Source organism: Hahella sp. HNIBRBA332, assembly GCF_030719035.1.
Taxonomy (GTDB): Bacteria; Pseudomonadota; Gammaproteobacteria; order Pseudomonadales; family Oleiphilaceae; genus Hahella.
Genome location: NZ_CP132203.1, coordinates 5,316,056 through 5,332,530, shown reverse-complemented (window position 1 = coordinate 5,332,530; position 16,475 = coordinate 5,316,056). Strand labels below are relative to the sequence as shown.

General features: G+C 56.0%; 15 protein-coding genes. 8 read left to right on the top strand and 7 right to left on the bottom strand.

Annotated features, from left to right (window positions below; all coding sequences use genetic code 11):
- Positions 1–64 precede the first annotated feature (64 nt).
- Both pyk and gap read right to left on the bottom strand, forming a co-directional pair.
- On the bottom strand, positions 65–1,513 hold the full coding sequence (gene pyk / locus O5O45_RS23565; RefSeq protein WP_305901768.1) for a pyruvate kinase: 1,449 nt from the start codon (positions 1,511–1,513) through the stop codon (positions 65–67).
- 25 nt (positions 1,514–1,538) lie between these two features.
- Positions 1,539–2,543, bottom strand: a complete 1,005-nt coding sequence (gene gap / locus O5O45_RS23560; RefSeq protein ID WP_305901767.1) for a type I glyceraldehyde-3-phosphate dehydrogenase — start codon at positions 2,541–2,543, stop codon at positions 1,539–1,541.
- Positions 2,544–2,765: 222 nt separating this feature from the next.
- On the opposite strand from gap, the gene edd reads away from it, so the two are divergent.
- The 3 genes from edd to O5O45_RS23545 are packed head-to-tail and all read left to right on the top strand — an operon-like array spanning position 2,766 to position 6,437.
- Positions 2,766–4,589, top strand: coding sequence for a phosphogluconate dehydratase (edd, locus tag O5O45_RS23555; protein ID WP_305901766.1), 1,824 nt, complete (start codon positions 2,766–2,768; stop codon positions 4,587–4,589).
- Positions 4,582–5,550: a glucokinase gene (locus tag O5O45_RS23550; RefSeq protein WP_305901765.1), complete on the top strand. Its 969-nt coding sequence runs from the start codon at positions 4,582–4,584 to the stop codon at positions 5,548–5,550. The genes edd and O5O45_RS23550 overlap by 8 nt, the downstream gene beginning before the upstream one ends.
- 2 nt (positions 5,551–5,552) lie before the next feature.
- Positions 5,553–6,437: an aldo/keto reductase gene (locus O5O45_RS23545; protein WP_305901764.1), complete on the top strand. Its 885-nt coding sequence runs from the start codon at positions 5,553–5,555 to the stop codon at positions 6,435–6,437.
- 31 nt (positions 6,438–6,468) lie between these two features.
- On the opposite strand, the gene O5O45_RS23540 is transcribed toward O5O45_RS23545, so the two are convergent.
- The 4 genes from O5O45_RS23540 to O5O45_RS23525 all read right to left on the bottom strand — a co-directional run bounded on the left by O5O45_RS23540 (position 6,469) and on the right by O5O45_RS23525 (position 10,335).
- Complete coding sequence (locus O5O45_RS23540; RefSeq protein WP_305901763.1) at positions 6,469–6,810, bottom strand: YfiM family lipoprotein; 342 nt, start codon at positions 6,808–6,810, stop codon at positions 6,469–6,471.
- Positions 6,795–7,487 (bottom strand): aspartate/glutamate racemase family protein, encoded by a 693-nt coding sequence (locus tag O5O45_RS23535; RefSeq protein WP_305901762.1) that lies wholly within the window; start codon positions 7,485–7,487, stop codon positions 6,795–6,797. Before O5O45_RS23535 ends, O5O45_RS23540 begins: the two co-directional genes overlap by 16 nt.
- Positions 7,488–7,621: 134 nt before the next feature.
- On the bottom strand, positions 7,622–8,011 hold the full coding sequence (locus tag O5O45_RS23530; RefSeq protein ID WP_011394425.1) for a hypothetical protein: 390 nt from the start codon (positions 8,009–8,011) through the stop codon (positions 7,622–7,624).
- Between the two features lie 203 nt (positions 8,012–8,214).
- The gene (locus O5O45_RS23525; RefSeq protein ID WP_305901761.1) at positions 8,215–10,335 is read right to left on the bottom strand and encodes an alpha-amylase; all 2,121 of its coding nucleotides are present in this window, start codon (positions 10,333–10,335) and stop codon (positions 8,215–8,217) included.
- Between the two features lie 257 nt (positions 10,336–10,592).
- Here O5O45_RS23525 and malE point away from each other — a divergent pair, with 257 nt between their 5' ends.
- From malE to O5O45_RS23500, 5 genes are all read left to right on the top strand, one after another.
- Positions 10,593–11,786 carry a maltose/maltodextrin ABC transporter substrate-binding protein MalE gene (gene malE, locus O5O45_RS23520; RefSeq protein ID WP_305901760.1) on the top strand — a complete coding sequence of 398 codons (1,194 nt, stop codon included), beginning with the start codon at positions 10,593–10,595 and terminating at the stop codon, positions 11,784–11,786.
- Between the two features lie 139 nt (positions 11,787–11,925).
- Positions 11,926–13,476, top strand: a complete 1,551-nt coding sequence (gene malF, locus O5O45_RS23515; protein WP_305901759.1) for a maltose ABC transporter permease MalF — start codon at positions 11,926–11,928, stop codon at positions 13,474–13,476.
- A gap of 10 nt (positions 13,477–13,486) precedes the next feature.
- A complete protein-coding gene (malG, locus tag O5O45_RS23510; RefSeq protein WP_305901758.1) occupies positions 13,487–14,377 on the top strand; it encodes a maltose ABC transporter permease MalG in 891 nt (296 codons plus the stop codon).
- Between the two features lie 156 nt (positions 14,378–14,533).
- Complete coding sequence (locus O5O45_RS23505) at positions 14,534–15,022, top strand: CC0125/CC1285 family lipoprotein (protein ID WP_305901757.1); 489 nt, start codon at positions 14,534–14,536, stop codon at positions 15,020–15,022.
- A 258-nt stretch (positions 15,023–15,280) separates the two neighbouring features.
- Entirely contained in the window at positions 15,281–15,559 is a 279-nt protein-coding gene (locus O5O45_RS23500; RefSeq protein ID WP_305901756.1) for an RNA recognition motif domain-containing protein, read from the top strand.
- 253 nt (positions 15,560–15,812) lie between these two features.
- Here O5O45_RS23500 and yjjX read toward each other — a convergent pair whose 3' ends face one another.
- Entirely contained in the window at positions 15,813–16,340 is a 528-nt protein-coding gene (gene yjjX, locus O5O45_RS23495) for an inosine/xanthosine triphosphatase (protein WP_305901755.1), read from the bottom strand.
- Positions 16,341–16,475 lie beyond the last annotated feature (135 nt).

The window sequence follows — 16,475 nt, the reverse complement described above, 5'->3', positions numbered from 1 at the left end:
AGGAGGCCGGGTTAGACGCGGCCTCCCGCTAAAGTGGATAAAAAGCGTTTGGGACCCTTCATCCTTACTGAATAGAACCACCTACGCGTACGATTTTCATCGTATTGGTGCCGCCCTGTGCGTTGACGTAGTCGCCCTTGGTAAGGATTACCAAGTCACCGTCGGTCACTACATTGCGTTTCACCAGCTCGTTCACCACCAATTGGTTGATCTCTTCGTTCGGATGCTGATCCGAATCGAAGGGGATCGTTTGCACGCCGCGGTATAGAACGACTTTGTGCTGAGTCTCATGGTGGCGTGAGAACGCGTAAATCGGCAAAGGCGACTTGATGCGCGACATCAACAGCGGCGTAGCGCCGGTTTCCGTCATACAAATGATCGCTTTAACGCCCTGGAGATGGTTGGCCGCATACATCGCTGACAAAGCAATGGATTCGTCGATGCGGGCCATCCCCTCATGAATACGGTGTTTGGATTGATGCGTGGACGGATGTTTCTCCGCGCCAACGCAGATCCGCGCCATGGCTTCCACCGCCTGCGCCGGATACTGACCCACGGCTGACTCGGCGGACAGCATGACTGCGTCGGTGTAATCCAGCACCGCGTTGGCGATGTCGGACACTTCCGCGCGAGTTGGCATGGGACTGCTGATCATGGACTCCATCATTTGAGTCGCAGTGATCACCACCCGATTCAGGGTTCTGGCCCGGGCGATAATGTGTTTCTGTACGCCGACCAGTTCTGCGTCGCCGATTTCCACCGCCAGGTCGCCACGAGCTACCATGACCGCGTCGGACGCCAGAATAACTGCGTCCAATTGCTCGGGATTATGAACCAGGTCTGCGCGTTCGATTTTGGCCATCAGGCTGGCGTTGGAGCCTTCCGCCTTAAGCAGCGCGCGCGCTTCATGCATGTCTTCCGGAGTGCGTGCGAATGAGACGGCGACATAGTCCGCGCCCAGCTTGGCGGCGGTTTTGATGTCTGCTTTGTCTTTATCCGTCAGCGCTTTGGCGGAAAGTCCGCCGCCTTTCTTGTTCAGGCCTTTGTTGTTGGAAAGTTTGCCGCCAATAATCACGCGGCAGATAATTTCCAAACCAACAACCTCTTCGACCTGTAGCTCCAGACGGCCATCGTCAAGCAGTAGCGTGTCTCCGGCGGCGACGTCATTCACCAACTGCTCATAGTCGATGCCAACGCGATCAATATCACCGGCTTCTTTGTCCAGGCGCGCGTCCAATACGAAACGCTGGCCAGGAGTCAGAGTGACTTTGCCGTCGACAAATCGTGAGATGCGCAGCTTAGGACCTTGCAGGTCGGCAAGAATGGCGACAAAACGATTTTGCTTGCGCGCGAGTTCGCGCACCAGATCCGCACGGGCGATATGCTCAGCGGCCTCGCCGTGGGAAAAGTTGAGCCGGACAACATCGACTCCCGCCTTGATGATGGACTCCAGCGCTTCAGGTGAACTGGTGGCTGGACCCAGTGTGGCGATTATTTTGGTGCGACGTAACATATCTCTACCTCTCGTATGAACCGGATTATCTGGCGACCTTCATCAGAGCCAGCGTGTTGTCCAGCATACGGTTGGAGAAGCCCCACTCGTTGTCGTACCAAGCCATGACTTTTACATGGCGGCCTTTAACTTTGGTTTGGCCCGCGTCAAAGATGCTGGAGAACGCCGAATGGTTGAAGTCGGCCGATACCAGTTTCTCTTCGTTATAGTCGAGAATTGCTGATTTCGCAGCAGCTTCCCGCAGGATTTGGTTGATTTCTTCTTTGCTGGTGTCTTTGCCTGCGATGAAAGAAAAGTCCACCAGAGAAACATTGATGGTTGGAACCCTGACCGCCATGCCGTCCAGTTTGCCGTCCAGTTCAGGCAACACCAGGCCAATCGCCGCGGCGGCGCCGGTCTTGGTGGGGATCATGGATTGAGTGGCGGAACGTGCGCGGTACAGGTCCGAGTGGTATACGTCAGTGAGTTTTTGATCGTTAGTATAAGAATGAATCGTGGTCATCAAACCGCTTTCAATGCCTACCGTAGCCTGCAGAGCCTGAGCGACCGGCGCCAGACAGTTGGTGGTGCACGAGGCGTTGGAAATGACCTGATGGTCCGCGCTGAGGATATTTTCGTTAACGCCGAAGACCACGGTGGCGTCTACTTCAGTCGCAGGAGCGGAGATAATGACTTTCTTGGCGCCGGCTTCAATATGAGCCATGGCCTTGGGCTTGCTGGTGAAGAAGCCGGTGCACTCGTAGACCACGTCTACGTTCAGGGCTTTCCAGGGCAGCAGCTTGGGGTCCCTTTGCGCGCTGATGGAGATGCGGTCGCCATTGACGGTCATGGACTCTTCGTCATGGCTGACTTCACCGGAGAACCGCCCATGAACTGTGTCATACTTGAACAGGTGAGCGTTGATGGCGGAGTCGCCCAAATCGTTGATAGCGACTACCTGAATGTCTTTGCGATAGTTGTTTTCATAAAGGGCGCGGAGAACGTTGCGTCCAATGCGGCCAAAACCATTAATAGCAACTCGAATCGTCATGCCAATCCTCCAGGTGGGGAATTTTTTGTTTTCACATGTAGTAAATATAACAAAATAAATTCTGGAATGGTACGGTCATGTCGTGATTTTGATCAATTAATCTTGTAATATTACCAAATAAATGGTTTTTTCCTCGTCGGGCTTGGAGTTACCCGCGTATCAGCGCAGGCGCCCGGCGTTCAATTGGGACAAACAGACGAACATATAAAAGAGCGATCAGCTATGCACCCGACTGTAGACAGAGTTACCCGACGCATTATCGAGCGCAGCAAAGCCACCCGAGCAGCCTACTTGCAGCGCATGGAGAACCTGAAAAACAACAAGCCGCAGCGTAAAACTCTGGCTTGCGGCAATCTGGCGCATGGTTTTGCGGCCTGTACGCAGTTGGATAAAGATGTGCTGCGTTTGATGAATCAGGCCAACGTCGCAATTGTTTCCGCCTACAACGACATGCTCTCCGCGCATCAGCCGTACGAAACCTATCCTGAAGTGATTCGCAATGCGGTGCGGGAAATGGGCTCCGTGGCGCAGTTCGCCGGCGGCGTACCCGCCATGTGCGACGGCGTGACGCAGGGGCAACCAGGCATGGAGCTGAGTCTGTTCTCCCGCGACACCATCGCCATGAGTACGGCGATTGCTCTTAGCCATAATATGTTCGACTCCGTCCTTTTATTAGGAATTTGCGACAAGATTGTTCCAGGTCTGCTGATCGGCGCGCTGAGTTTCGGTTACCTTCCTTCTATATTGATCCCCGCCGGCCCGATGCCGTCAGGCCTGCCTAATAAAGAGAAGCAGCGCATTCGTCAGCTCTACGCCGAAGGCAAAGTGGGCAAAGACGAACTGCTGGAATCGGAAAGCCAGTCCTACCACAGCCCGGGCACCTGTACTTTCTATGGGACCGCCAACAGCAACCAGTTGCTGGTTGAGGTCATGGGCCTGCACTTACCTGGCGCGGCCTTCACTCATCCCAATACCCCGCTGCGGGAAGCGTTGACCAAAGAAGCGGCGCAGCAGGCGGTGCGGTTGTCCGCGCCCAATGGCGGGACTCTGGGTATGGCGGATATGGTGGATGAGAAAACTATCGTCAACGCATTGGTGGCCTTGCTGGCTACTGGCGGCTCCACCAACCACACCATGCACTGGGTGGCGATTGCTCGCGCGGCCGGCGTGATTATCAACTGGGACGATTTCTCGGAACTGTCCGACGTCGTTCCCTCGCTGACTCGTATCTACCCGAATGGTCAGGCGGACGTGAATGCATTTCATGAGGCCGGCGGTACGCCTTTCCTTATTAAGGAACTGTTGAGCGCGGGTCTGTTGCATGACGATGTTGAAACCGTCGTGGGCAAGGGTCTGAGCCGTTATGCGCAAGGGCCGACGTTGCAGAACCACGAACTGGTGTGGAAAGACGCGCCGGCGGAAACCCTCAACCCCGCCGTGCTAAGTTCGGCGGCCGAGCCATTCTCTCCCAATGGCGGTTTGAAAGTGCTGTCCGGCAATCTGGGACGCGGCGTTATCAAAGTGTCCGCGGTTGCGGAAGAGCATTGGGTGGTTGAAGCGCCGGCAGTGGTGTTTGATGATCAAAACGATCTGGGCGACGCTTTCAGCAGCGGCAAGCTGAATAAAGACTGCATCGTGGTGGTGCGCTTCCAGGGGCCCAAGGCCAATGGTATGCCGGAGCTGCACAAGCTGACGCCTTACCTGGGTGTGTTGCAGGACCGTGGCTTCAAAGTGGCGCTGGTGACGGACGGACGCATGTCGGGCGCTTCCGGCAAGGTGCCAGCGGCCATTCACGTATACCCGGAAGCCGCTAACGGCGGGCCTTTGGCGAAAGTGCGCGATGGCGACCTGATTCGCTTGGACGCGGGCAATGGCGTGCTGGAAATATTGACGCCTGCGGAAGAGTTCGACGCCCGTCCGTTGGCGACGGCGAATCTGAGCGCGAATGAACTTGACTATGGCCGCGAGTTGTTCGGTATGATGCGCCGTCAAGCCAGCCATGCGGAAGCTGGCGCGTCTAGTTTCTGGAGTAGCGTCGATGAGTAAAGCGCAATACGCCCTGGTGGGCGATATTGGCGGCACCAATGCGCGTTTCGCGCTGGTGGCCCGGGATAGTTTCGAGCTGGAGCACATCCAGGTGCTTCCTTGTAATGATTACGCCAATCTGGATGAAGCGGTGCGGGATTATCTGGCCGGCCATCCGGAAGCCGAGGTCCATGAAGCCTGTATGGCGTTCGCCTGCCCGGTGCATGGCGACACGATCAAAATGACCAACAATCACTGGACCTTCAACAAGGCCGATATGCAGGCCCGTCTTGGGTTTGATACCTTCAAGTACGTCAACGATTTCACCGCTATGGCGCTTGGCACTCTGCACGTGGCTGACGAGCGCTTGCAGAAAGTTGGCGGCGGTGAGGGCAAAGACGGCGCAGCAAGACTGGTGATTGGACCCGGCACCGGCTTGGGCGTATCCGGGCTGGTGCGCACCATGACCGATTGGGCGCCATTGTCCACGGAAGGCGGTCATGTTGACTTCGCACCGACGAATGAACTCGAAATCAGCGTGCTGCGAATTCTGAAAGAGCGCTTCGGGCGGGTTTCCGTCGAGCGGATTCTGTGTGGTGAAGGGCTGTTGAACCTGTACCGCAGCCTGTGCGAGATCGACGGCGTGGAGCCGGCGTATACGCAGCCTTCACAGGTATCGGAAGCCGCGCTGGCGAACAGCGACCTGATCGCTCAAAAGACCTTAAAATTGTTCTGCGCCATTTTCGGACGCGTAGCGGGCAATGCGGCGCTGACGCTGGGCGCCCTGGGCGGCGTGTACGTCTGTGGCGGCATTATTCCCCGTTTCATAGAGTTTTTCCGCGACAGCGATTTCCGCCAGTGTTTTGAAGACAAAGGGCGGATGCGCGACTATCTGGGCGGGATACCGGTCTATGTTGTGACGGAGACCTACACGGGTTTGCTCGGCGCTGCGGAAGCATTGAAAAACCAAGAGGTGCATTAGTAATGGATCGAATTCGGGCCGAGCTGCAGGAGGCCCCGCTGGCGTTAGGAATGATGCGCCTGTTGGATTACCCGGAACTTTGTCCCGCGCCGGCGTTGGCGGCGTGGATCGAGGCGCGTTTGGATCAGGGGCTGAAGGTGTTCGACCACGCCAATATTTATGGCGGCGGCGAATGCGAGCGCTTATTCGGCTTGGCGTTGCAAGCCGCTCCCGCGTTGAAGGACCATGTGCGCCTGATTTCCAAGTGCGATATCGTTCCTCCCGCTGAGGACGGCTCGTCTGATTTCGTGAAGCATTACAACACGGAAGCCGCCTATGTGATGGCGTGCGTGGATGATTCCCTGCGTCGCCTGCAAGTGGACAGCATCGATTGCTTTCTGCTGCACCGGCCAGACCCGTTGATGCCGGTGGAAAATACGGCGCGAGCGCTGGAAGACCTGCTGATGGCCGGCAAGATCAAGTCCATCGGGGTGTCTAACTTTCTGCCTGAACACTGGCGTCTGTTGGCGGATCACCTGAATGCGCCTTTGTTGTGTAACCAGATAGAGCTTTCCCTATTGGCCAACCAGCCTTTGTTTGATGGAACGATGGACGCTCTGCGGCGGGATCAGGTGCAGGCGATGGCGTGGTCTCCATTAGGCGGCGGCGGATTATCGCGGGTTCCAGCGTTGGGTGACGCCTTGGCCGCCATGTCGGCGCAAACTGGCGTATCGGAGACGGGGTTGGCCTTATCTTGGCTGAAACGCATCCCCGGACGACCATTGCCGGTATTGGGCTCTTTGCGTGAATCCCGCATTAATGACGCTTTGGCTGGGGGCGGCCATGAGATGCCCCGAACCGATTGGTATGCGTTGCTGGAAGCGGCTCGCGGCCACTGCGTCGCATGATCCAGCGCCTTGCGTCAACCTGACGCGAGGCTTACAGGCACCTTGATGCGGCCAGCGCGCCCGTCAAGGCGCCTAGCAAGTTGACCGCCATGTCTTTGTAACTCCAGTATTTCCCCGCATAATTTTCATCGTAATACTCTTTTCCCGCGCCGAATGACATGGCCACCCCTACGCTTAACGCCGCATTTCCACAGTCGCTGCGCGAGCCGCTGTCCAATTGATCGGCCGCCGCAGCGGCGATGGCGGCGGAGGCGGTAAAGTGAGCAATCTTGTCTTTGCCAAGCCAGTCACTGGGATCATCACGTAATGCGGCGCAGCCGCCCAAGGTTAAGGTCAGCGTTAGCGCGAGCAGAGGTTTTATGCGGCGGCCCATTTCACCGCCATGGCGCAATGCAGGTCTGTGGTGTCATAGAGGGGAATGGTGCAGTTTTCCGGGCTGACCAGCAAGCCGATTTCGGTGCAGCCCAGTATCACGCCTTCCGCGCCCTGGCCGGCCAATTCGTCAATGGTCCGATAATAGAAGTCTCTGGATGAAGAAAGCAGCTCGCCCTGGCACAGTTCTTCATAGATGATGCGGTTGATTTCTTCCTGCTGCGCTAATTCCGGTGTGATTACTTCAATGCCGGTGGCGTCATGAATGCGCTTTTTGTAGAAATCTAACTGCATTGTGTAGCGGGTGCCCAGCAGCGCGACTTTCTTATGGCCGTTGCGCTGAAGCTCATCAGCGGCGGCATCGGCTATGTGCAGCAGAGGTATGGTGAGACGGCTCGCCACTTCCGGCGCTACTTTATGCATGGTATTGGTGGCGATCAATATGGCTTGCGCGCCAGCGTGCTCCAAGCTTACGGCGGCTTCCGCCAGCATGTCGGCGAGACTGTCCCAGTCCTGTTGCGCCTGCAGGCGCTCAATATCGGCGAAATCAAAGCTGTGCAGGAGGAGCTTGGCGGAGTGCAGACCGCCCAGGGTGTTTTTAATTCCCTGGTTGATGAGGCGGTAATAGCTCTGGGTCGACTCCCAGCTCATTCCGCCCAGAATGCCTAGGGTTTTCATAGTCTTTTCCTTGTCGGCGTATGTTGATGATGTATAAACGGTTGGGTCACCACGCTAACGCCAGTGGCATTCCCTGGCAAGAGGATGAGGCCCGCCTGCTTAAAGCGCTTTGGCCATAGGCGGACCTATCAGGATCAGACTTCGCGGTATTCCACTTTGTTGTCGTAAACCACCATGCGTGATTTGCCCGCCAACCAGGCGCGATCATAAGGTGAGATGAAGTAAACGCCGGTGATGAACAGGTAAAACACGCCAAACATGTAGGAGTAGGCGAATGTGGCGATGCCGATGAACAGCACGGCGGCGCCCATCAGATACAGCTTTAGTTCGCTGAGGTCGGTGACGGTCGCCATCTGCAGCTGTTGAAGGATGATGAACAACTTGGTGGAGATATAAACCGTTCCGGTGAAAACCAGGAACAAGAGAATATTCGACCAAGTCACGCCGCCAAAAAGGAAATGAGCAGCGGAGAAAAATAATGAAACCTGGACCAATCGGGTAGGGGTTTTATCGCTTAATTGCATAACTGCGCTCCTTAGACTCTGTTGGTACTGCAAATACGCCCGATAAGTAAATGGGGATCGGTGAGGGTAATCGTCATTCTAGACCATAAACACCCTCTGAGGGATTAAGACTTGGTTATTAATCAGCGGCAATTTGTAAGGTTTTTTAGCCGCTCCGACGGAGGAGAAGCGTTTCCGTCGGAGGTGAATGGGCAGGGAGGCGCTTAACGCCGGCTTTCTGCGGAGACGATAATGACGCGGTCAGCGCCGCGCGTGCGGGCGAACGCATAAGGCGCTTCGCTGAGCTTCTGATGCTGGCCCGCGCCAATGGCGGCGTGCCGTTGACGGAACTGACCAAGCTTGCGCCAATGCGCAAGTATTGCGTCCACGGCGCCGGAGTCGATATCCGCCCAGTTCATGTCGGAACGGGTTCCCTGGCTGGGGTCGGATCCGGTGGGACCGAAACGACGCAGGCTCTCGTCGCCGTAATAGATCTGCACGGCTCCTGGAGCTAACAGCAAAGCGGCGGCGACGCGCTTTTGCAAGACAGGCGACTGCTGGGTCAGGGTGCTGAACAGCTGGGTGTCATGGGAGGAAATGTAAGTCATGACATTGAAATCAGGATCGCTGTTCAGTTTCTCTGCGTAATCGCGGTATACCGGCTCCAGATTGGAGAGGCAGTCCGCTCCCTGACGGGCGAACTTACGTTGAAAGTCGAAGTTGATCACTGCGTCGAAGCCTGCGTCGAAATAGGCGCTCTTGCTGACGTCATGAGGAAACACTTCGCCCACCATCCAGAAAGGGGCGTTAAATCCCTCGGGGGCGCCGCGCTGATTACGGTATTCAGCCAAAGCGGCCGTCGCCTCCTGCTTTAACGCCAGCCAGGACGCTGGCTCTACATGCTTGACGGTGTCTACCCGAAATCCATCAAGGCCATATTCACGCACCCAGTGGGTGAGCCAACTGACCAGATAGTCCTGAACCCTTGCGTTGGGAAGATCGCGGGCGCCGGTGTCGGCTTTGTTGCGCAAAAAGGCGGGAAGAGCGACAGTCTGGTCGGACTCGGTTTTAAAATCCGGCAGGAACGCCAGCGAACCTTTGACGGGGTCGACGCCGGCGTTGGGCGGACTGTCGTAGTTATAGATACCCGCACGCACCCAGTCGCGTCCCCACCAGTCCGACCATTTGGCGTGGTCGTAATTGATGTTGGCGTGATAGCCGTGGAAGTTTTCATTGCCGCTGGGCTTCCAGTCGCCCCAACGCGGCGGCAGGTATTGTTCAAAACCGTCGAACAGACCGCCGAAGCGGAAATCCTGCATATCCTGCAGGGTGGCGTAACCGGGATGATTCATCACCACGTCGAACAACACCCGAATGCCTCGTTTATGAGCCTGCGCAATCAATGACTTCAGCTCCGCTTCCGTACCCATGTTGGCGTCCAGGCGGGTGAAATCAAGGATGTAGTAGCCGTGATAGCCATAGTGGCGGAAATCGCCGCGATCGCCGCCGCCGACCCAGCCGTGGATCTGCTCGAAGGGCGGCGACACCCAAAGTGCGTTAACGCCCAGGGATTGCAGGTAGTCGAGTTTGTCGATAAGTCCGGCGAAGTCGCCGCCATGGAAGGTTCCGATTTCCTCCGCGCCGTCCGCCTGGCGTCCGTAACTGTGATCGTTATCCGTACGCCCATTGGCGAAGCGGTCAGTGAGAGCGAAATAGACGGTGGCGTTGTCCCAGGTAAAGGGCTGCGGCGTCGCCGTGTCCGCCTCCAGTAGCATCAGGCCTTCGCTGTTTTCTGCGGGTGTGAGGCGGACTTTGCCATCCGCCACCTGGGCGCGTCGACCGGAGTAGAAGTCACGCACCCACTCTCCATCCTTGAAAACTGGCGCGACCTGAATGGTTTGTTCTTCAATTGCAGGAGCGCAAAACCCGGCGTCTGCAACGTTGTCGTTAGTCTTTTGCACAGCGGCCGGCTTGGGCGCGGCGCGTTTGCTGACGCGAAAATGCGGCTCATCCCCCTGATTCAGCAAAATCTGGTAGACGCCGGCGGATTCTATTTGCAGGATGTAATCCCCATGCAGATCCGGCTCCAGGTTCACTTTGCGATACAGCTTGATGGCGCCCGCTGGTGAATTGGCGTCGCCGAAGCGTAAATGGTATTGGCCAGGCTCGAACTCGCCGTAGGCCAGCTTCTGATCGGGGCTGGGCGTTTCAAAATGCAACGCTATCGGCGCCGCTCCGTCTATAGAAACCCAGCTTGCCTGAGACCCGGTTGTCGGCTGGTTGGCGCAAGCGGTGAGGAGCGTCGATAGATACAGGGCGGGTAACAGCACACGGGGTCTGGCCATGTTGGAAACCTCTTGTTTTATTCTTGGATGGGCGGACCAGGCGACGTTCAGACGTCATCAACAGACCCTAATGGAAGCAGAATAGGCGGCGGGAGAGTAGGTGGAATTAGGGGGATGAGTCTACTCCCCCCCTATACGCCTATGGGATTAAAAATAGGGATGATGCGGATCTTACTCATATGGCGGAGTATCCCTAAACACATAATGCCCCCACATGGCTTGTGGACAACAACAATAACCCACAGAGAGGTAATACAATGAAAGCTTGGCAAAAGCTTGTCGGCTCAGTCGCAGCCTCATTGCTAGTGTCGGCCGGAGCGGTTTCGAGCGCGCATGCCGATATCGAAGAAGGGAAACTGGTTGTCTGGATAAATGGCGACAAAGGTTACAACGGACTACAGCAAGTCGGCGATTGGTTTGCGAAAGACACCGGCATCGAGGTGAGCGTCGCCCACCCTGATAATGTCACCGATAAATTCCAACAGGCCGCCGCTACCGGCAACGGGCCTGATATTTTCATTTGGGCTCACGACCGTTTTGGCGAGTGGGCGAAGTCCGGTTTGATCTCTCCGCTGAATCCTTCCAAGAAAATCAAAGACGAAACTGTCGATTTCACTTGGGACGCGGTGAGCTGGAACGGCAAAGTCTATGGTTACCCTATCGCGCTGGAAGCGGTAGGTCTGATCTACAACAAAGATCTGGTCCCCACGCCCCCCGCTACATTTGACGACGTCATGGCGCTGGACAAGAAACTGGCGGCGGACGGCAAGCACGCCATTCTGTGGGATTACAACAACACCTACTTCTCCTGGCCTCTGTTCGCCTCCAATGGCGGCTATCCCTTTAAAAAGAACGGCGCAGGCTATGACGTCAAGGACACCGGCGTGAACAACGCAGGCTCCAAGTCCGCGGCGAACCTGATCAAGCAGTTGATCGATCAGGGCATGATGCCGAAAGGCGCTGACTACGGCGTCATGGAGTCCAAGTTCAACAAGGGCGAAGTGGCCATGATGATCAATGGTCCCTGGGCCTGGGGCAACCTGAAGAAGAGCGGCATAAACTTTGGCGTGGCCACGATTCCTTCCGTCAACGGCGAGCCCGGAAAACCCTTCACTGGCGTCCTGGCGGCGGCGATTAACTCCGCCAGCCCCAACAAAGAACTGGCGATAGAGTTCATTGAGAACTACATGCTGAACCTGAAAGGTCTGAAGATGGTGAACGACGACGTGCCTTTAGGCGCGGTGGCCAACAAGGCCTTCATGAAGGAGCTGTCCGCAGACCCGAATATCGCCGCCACCTTCAAGAACGCGGAAATGGGCGAACCCATGCCGAACGTTCCTGAAATGGGCGCTTTCTGGTCCTCCATGGGACCTGCGCTGCAAAACATCACGTCTGGCAGACAGAGCGTGGATGAGGCGTTGGACATGGCGGCGAAGCGCATCATTCGCTGATGCGGCTGATCGGGCTCATGGATGGGCCCGCGCCTGACGGCAGTTGATTCGGCCTTGCCGACACTGTCGCGACCTTTTTTCGGCGACGCCGGAACAGCACGACCATTATTGATCAGACGTAGCAATAGGGGCTATATACATGCTAACTCACGCCCTTTCGTCACCTGTTGTAGATAACAAGCGACCCATGACAAAAGCAGTTTTCAAGTGGGCGGCGGTCGGAGCCGTACTGTTATTGGCTCTATATTTGACTGTCGCACTGTACGCCCAGAACCAGACCGCCTTCGCGCTGTTGTTTCTGGTGATAATCGGATCGGCCGCTTATATCTTCAGCAGTCCGAAAGCATATGCACATCGCTATATTTATCCCTCCATCGCCGGCATGGTGGCGTTTATTATTTTCCCCCTGTTGTACACCGTCGGCATAGGTTTCACTAATTACAGCGCCAGTAACCTGCTGTCTCAGGAACGGGTGCTTGAGCAGTTGCTCAGCCAGCGTTTTCAGACTGGCGAAGAAAGATACGATTTCAAACTCTATCCAACGGACGACAAATTTGTCATGCGCCTGGAGAGCCCTGCGGGACAAAGCTGGGCGTCCGCCCCATTCAGCTTCAGTGAACTGCAGAACAATGCATTGGCGGTGGCCCCGGTCGAGCAGGCTGCGCCGGATACGCAACCGCTGGCGATTAAAGACGTCATCAAGCTGAAAGAAGAGCTGAAAAGCCTGTCCGTCAATTTGGCGGGCGGCGCTTCGTTAAGCCTCGCCGGGCTGCGTAATTTCGCGCCTATGCAATCGCTGTACGGCCTGCGTGACGACGGCAGCCTGGTGAATCAACAAACTGGCGTGGTGTATGCGCCGAATCAGGACATCGGTTTCTACGAAGGTCCTCAGGGCGAGACGCTGTCACCGGGCTGGACGGTCACCATCGGCTGGGACAACTATGTGCAGGTGGTTACCGACTCCAGTATCCGCGGCCCTTTCATTGAGATCTTCGTGTGGACGCTGGCTTTCGCCACCATGACCGTCTTGTTCACTCTGGCGGTGGGTCTGGTGCTGGCGAATATCCTGCAATGGGATCAGCTCAAGGGCAAAGGCTTCTATCGCATGATGCTGATCCTGCCCTATGCAGTACCGGCCTTTATTTCTATCCTGGTGTTCAAAGGGTTGTTCAACCAGAACTTCGGTGAGATCAACCTGGTGCTGGAGAACCTGTTTGGCGTGCGTCCGGACTGGTTTAGCGATCCGGCATTGGCGCGCACCATGATCCTGATCGTCAATACCTGGCTGGGCTATCCCTATATGATGCTGCTGTGCATGGGATTGTTGCAGGCGATTCCCCGCGATCTGTATGAAGCCTCCGCCATGGACGGAGCCACCCCGCTGGATAACCTGTTCCGTATTACTTTGCCGCAGATCATCAAGCCTTTGATGCCTTTGTTGATCGCCAGCTTTGCATTCAACTTCAACAACTTCGTGTTGATTGCTCTGTTGACCGGCGGCGCGCCGGACATCATCGGCGCCACCACCCCAGCGGGCACTACTGATCTATTGGTCAGCTACACCTACCGTATCGCTTTCCAGGATTCCGGGCAGAACTTCGGTCTGGCGGCGGCTATCGCTACGGCGATCTTCATCCTGGTGGGTTCGCTGTCGCTGATCAACCTCAAGTTGTCCAAGATAAAGGTATAGGAGGGTTATTATGGCGATGGTGCAGCCGCGTTCAGTGCGCTATCGGGTCTGGGCGACCCACTTCGGACTACTGTGCTTTATCGGGATCATCCTGTTCCCCCTATTGATGGTGGTGTCGATCTCCTTCCGCACCGGCAACTTCGCAACCGGCAGTCTGCTGCCGGAAAATCCATCGCTGGAGCATTGGGCGCTGGCGCTGGGCATTCCCTACACGCAGGCGGATGGGACCGTGCTGCAGCCGCCGTTTCCGGTGTTGTTGTGGCTGTGGAACTCCATCAAGATCGCGGTGATCTCCTCGGCGTTGATCCTGTTGCTGTCCACCACCAGCGCTTATGCGTTCGCCCGTCTGCGCTTCAAGTTCAAGGGTGTGGTCCTGAAATCCATGTTGATCTTCCAGATGTTCCCGCCGGTGCTGTCGCTGGTCGCGTTGTACGCGTTGTTCGATCAGATCGGCAACCATGTGAGCTGGCTCGGCATCGATACCCACGGTGCGGTGATTCTGGCATCGCTGGGGGGCATGGCGTTGCATATCTGGACGATCAAAGGCTATTTCGAATCTATTGACCGCTCGCTGGAGGAGGCCGCCATCGTCGACGGCGCTACTACCTGGCAGGCGTTCCGATATATCCTGCTGCCGCTGTCGGTGCCCATTCTCGCGGTGGTGTTTATCCTCGCCTTCGTGATGAACATCATGGAGTACCCGATCGCCTCCATCCTGTTGTTGGATGTGAACAACCTGACCTTGGCGGTGGGCGCTCAGCAGTACCTCTATGAGCAGAACTACTTGTGGGGAGATTTTGCGGCGGCGGCGGTGCTGTCGGGGCTTCCCATCACGCTGATTTTTCTTTATTGCCAGAAATGGATTGTGGGTGGACTCACTGCAGGTGGGGTGAAAGGGTAATCGCGCAATCATCCTCTCGTCTTCCAAATTATTCCTTGCGCGTACCCGGCCAGATGGCCGGGTCTTTTTTTGTGCGCCAGTCGAGTTTTTCGAACTGGGTCTGAGTATTCCTCTCCCGCTGTGATAAATTGAATTTCCTGATAAGGAGATTCCCTCATGTTCCCGCGAATTTCGTTAATTATCGCAGCTTTATCCCTGACCGCCGGACTGGGCGGCTGTTCCGCCTTTTCCAAACTGCCGGACTATATGGCGAAAGAAGACGGTCGGCCCCACGGTTATTCCGAGATTGCGTTGCCGGAAGGGGGGTATCAGGTCAGTTACGAAACCTATAAAAAGTACGAGCTGGTCGAAGTGGAAGAGCTGGCCATTCGGCGCGCCGCGGAATTATCGGTAGAGCAGGGCGCCAAAGGGTTTGATGTCGAGAATACCCTGTGCTTCAAGGAATATCAGTTCGATAACGTGCCGGAGCAAAGCGCATCCGGGCGTACTGTCACGCTTACCACGGCGGCGGGTCCGGTTTCGGTGCCGGTGGATGAGCCCAACTTCCCTGGATATACCCGGACCTTTGAGGTCAGGAAGTGCTTACTTAAGATCAAGTTGCTGAAAGATCTGGACGCCCCTGGCGAAGGGGGCGGCGCGAGTTGACGCTGTCGCATTCGTCACGGGTGAATAAGGAGCGAGGGACGGCGAAATGTCATCAATTGGAAATGGGAATGTTCCATAGTTAAATCATTTGACGTTTTGCCACTTTTGTTCCAGATTTGTATGCATTGTGCGCAGGCGCGAGAGCGGGCCTGCAACCGAATTAGCCAGCGGTTGGCTAGTCACTGACGCTAATTGGAGCGTTTGGTTTTCGTCAGTGTGATTGCTACAGGCGCTCGTGACAAATAATGAGATGGTGAGATGAATATTTATGTTGGGAACCTGTCCTACCAGGTAACAGAAGACGATTTGCGGGAAGTGTTCGCAGCCTATGGCGATATCAGCAGCGTCAATATCATCCGCGATAGAGACACCGGCCAATCCAAAGGATTCGGTTTCGTAGAAATGTCCGATCACGGACAGGCGGAAGAGGCGATTCAGAAGCTTAATGAAAGCAACCTGAAAGGCCGTAACATGAAAGTTAACGAGGCCCGTCCCCGGGAAGAAAAGCCAAAGCGTAATTTCAGACCTCGCCACTAATTTGTCATTGTAAGGAAAATAACCGCTCACCGGCTGAGCCGGTCGGCGATTCTTATTCCTTGCTGAGCGATGCTTTGTAGCAGCCGCCCCCGTTCTTATTGAGCGGGAAAGTGAGCCGCTAAGCGCGCCTTTGCTTTTCCAAACCCGGCTTTACGCCGGGTTTTGGTGGTTTTCTTCGTGTCGGTGGAAACGTCGGATGGCTGGCGTTTGTTCAGCGTCAGCGGAGAAAGGCAGCGTCGACGGATGAGACGGTTTAAATCCGAACCTCAGGAAGCGTAAAGCGGGTCAGCGCCAGGATCAGCGTGTCTGCGTACAGGCTTTCGCGGCTGAGCAACTCTCGGGTCAGCAGTCCGATTGCGCCGGTCTGTTGCTTGCTGTTTTGCGTTCCGAATAACCGGTCGTTGGCTTCTCCCAGCTCCATTCCCTGATCCATCATCTCGACGACGGCTTGCGGCAACGGCAGCGCTGCTGAACGCGCGTAACTGATATCGTCTCCGTGTCCCACCGCCACCCAGGCGACCGCGAACAGTTGGGAGCGAATCCGGTCGACGCCGCCTTCAAAGCTGACCCAGTAATCTGCGGAAGGATGCGCTTCCCGCGCCGCTTGCACCCGGTTCAGGGCGCCTTGCAGGGTTTCCTCATCAGTGAGGGGTTGAGACGCGACGCCGGATTCAGTTTTAGCGCTGACGCAGTGTATCTGCGAACCGGGAAAACAACGATTGAAGCCGTTGCGCGCCGCATTGACTTTGACTGGATTGACGGAGGCTACGATGACTTCCATAGACATCTCTCTGTTGAAACAAAATCGCAATTAAAACTTGTTGGTTTGCGGCGAATCAAGCCATATATTCTGTTTAATGACATTCTTGCCAGGGAGAGCAATACCAGCCTGGGATATCACCGTAAGCATCGCGAA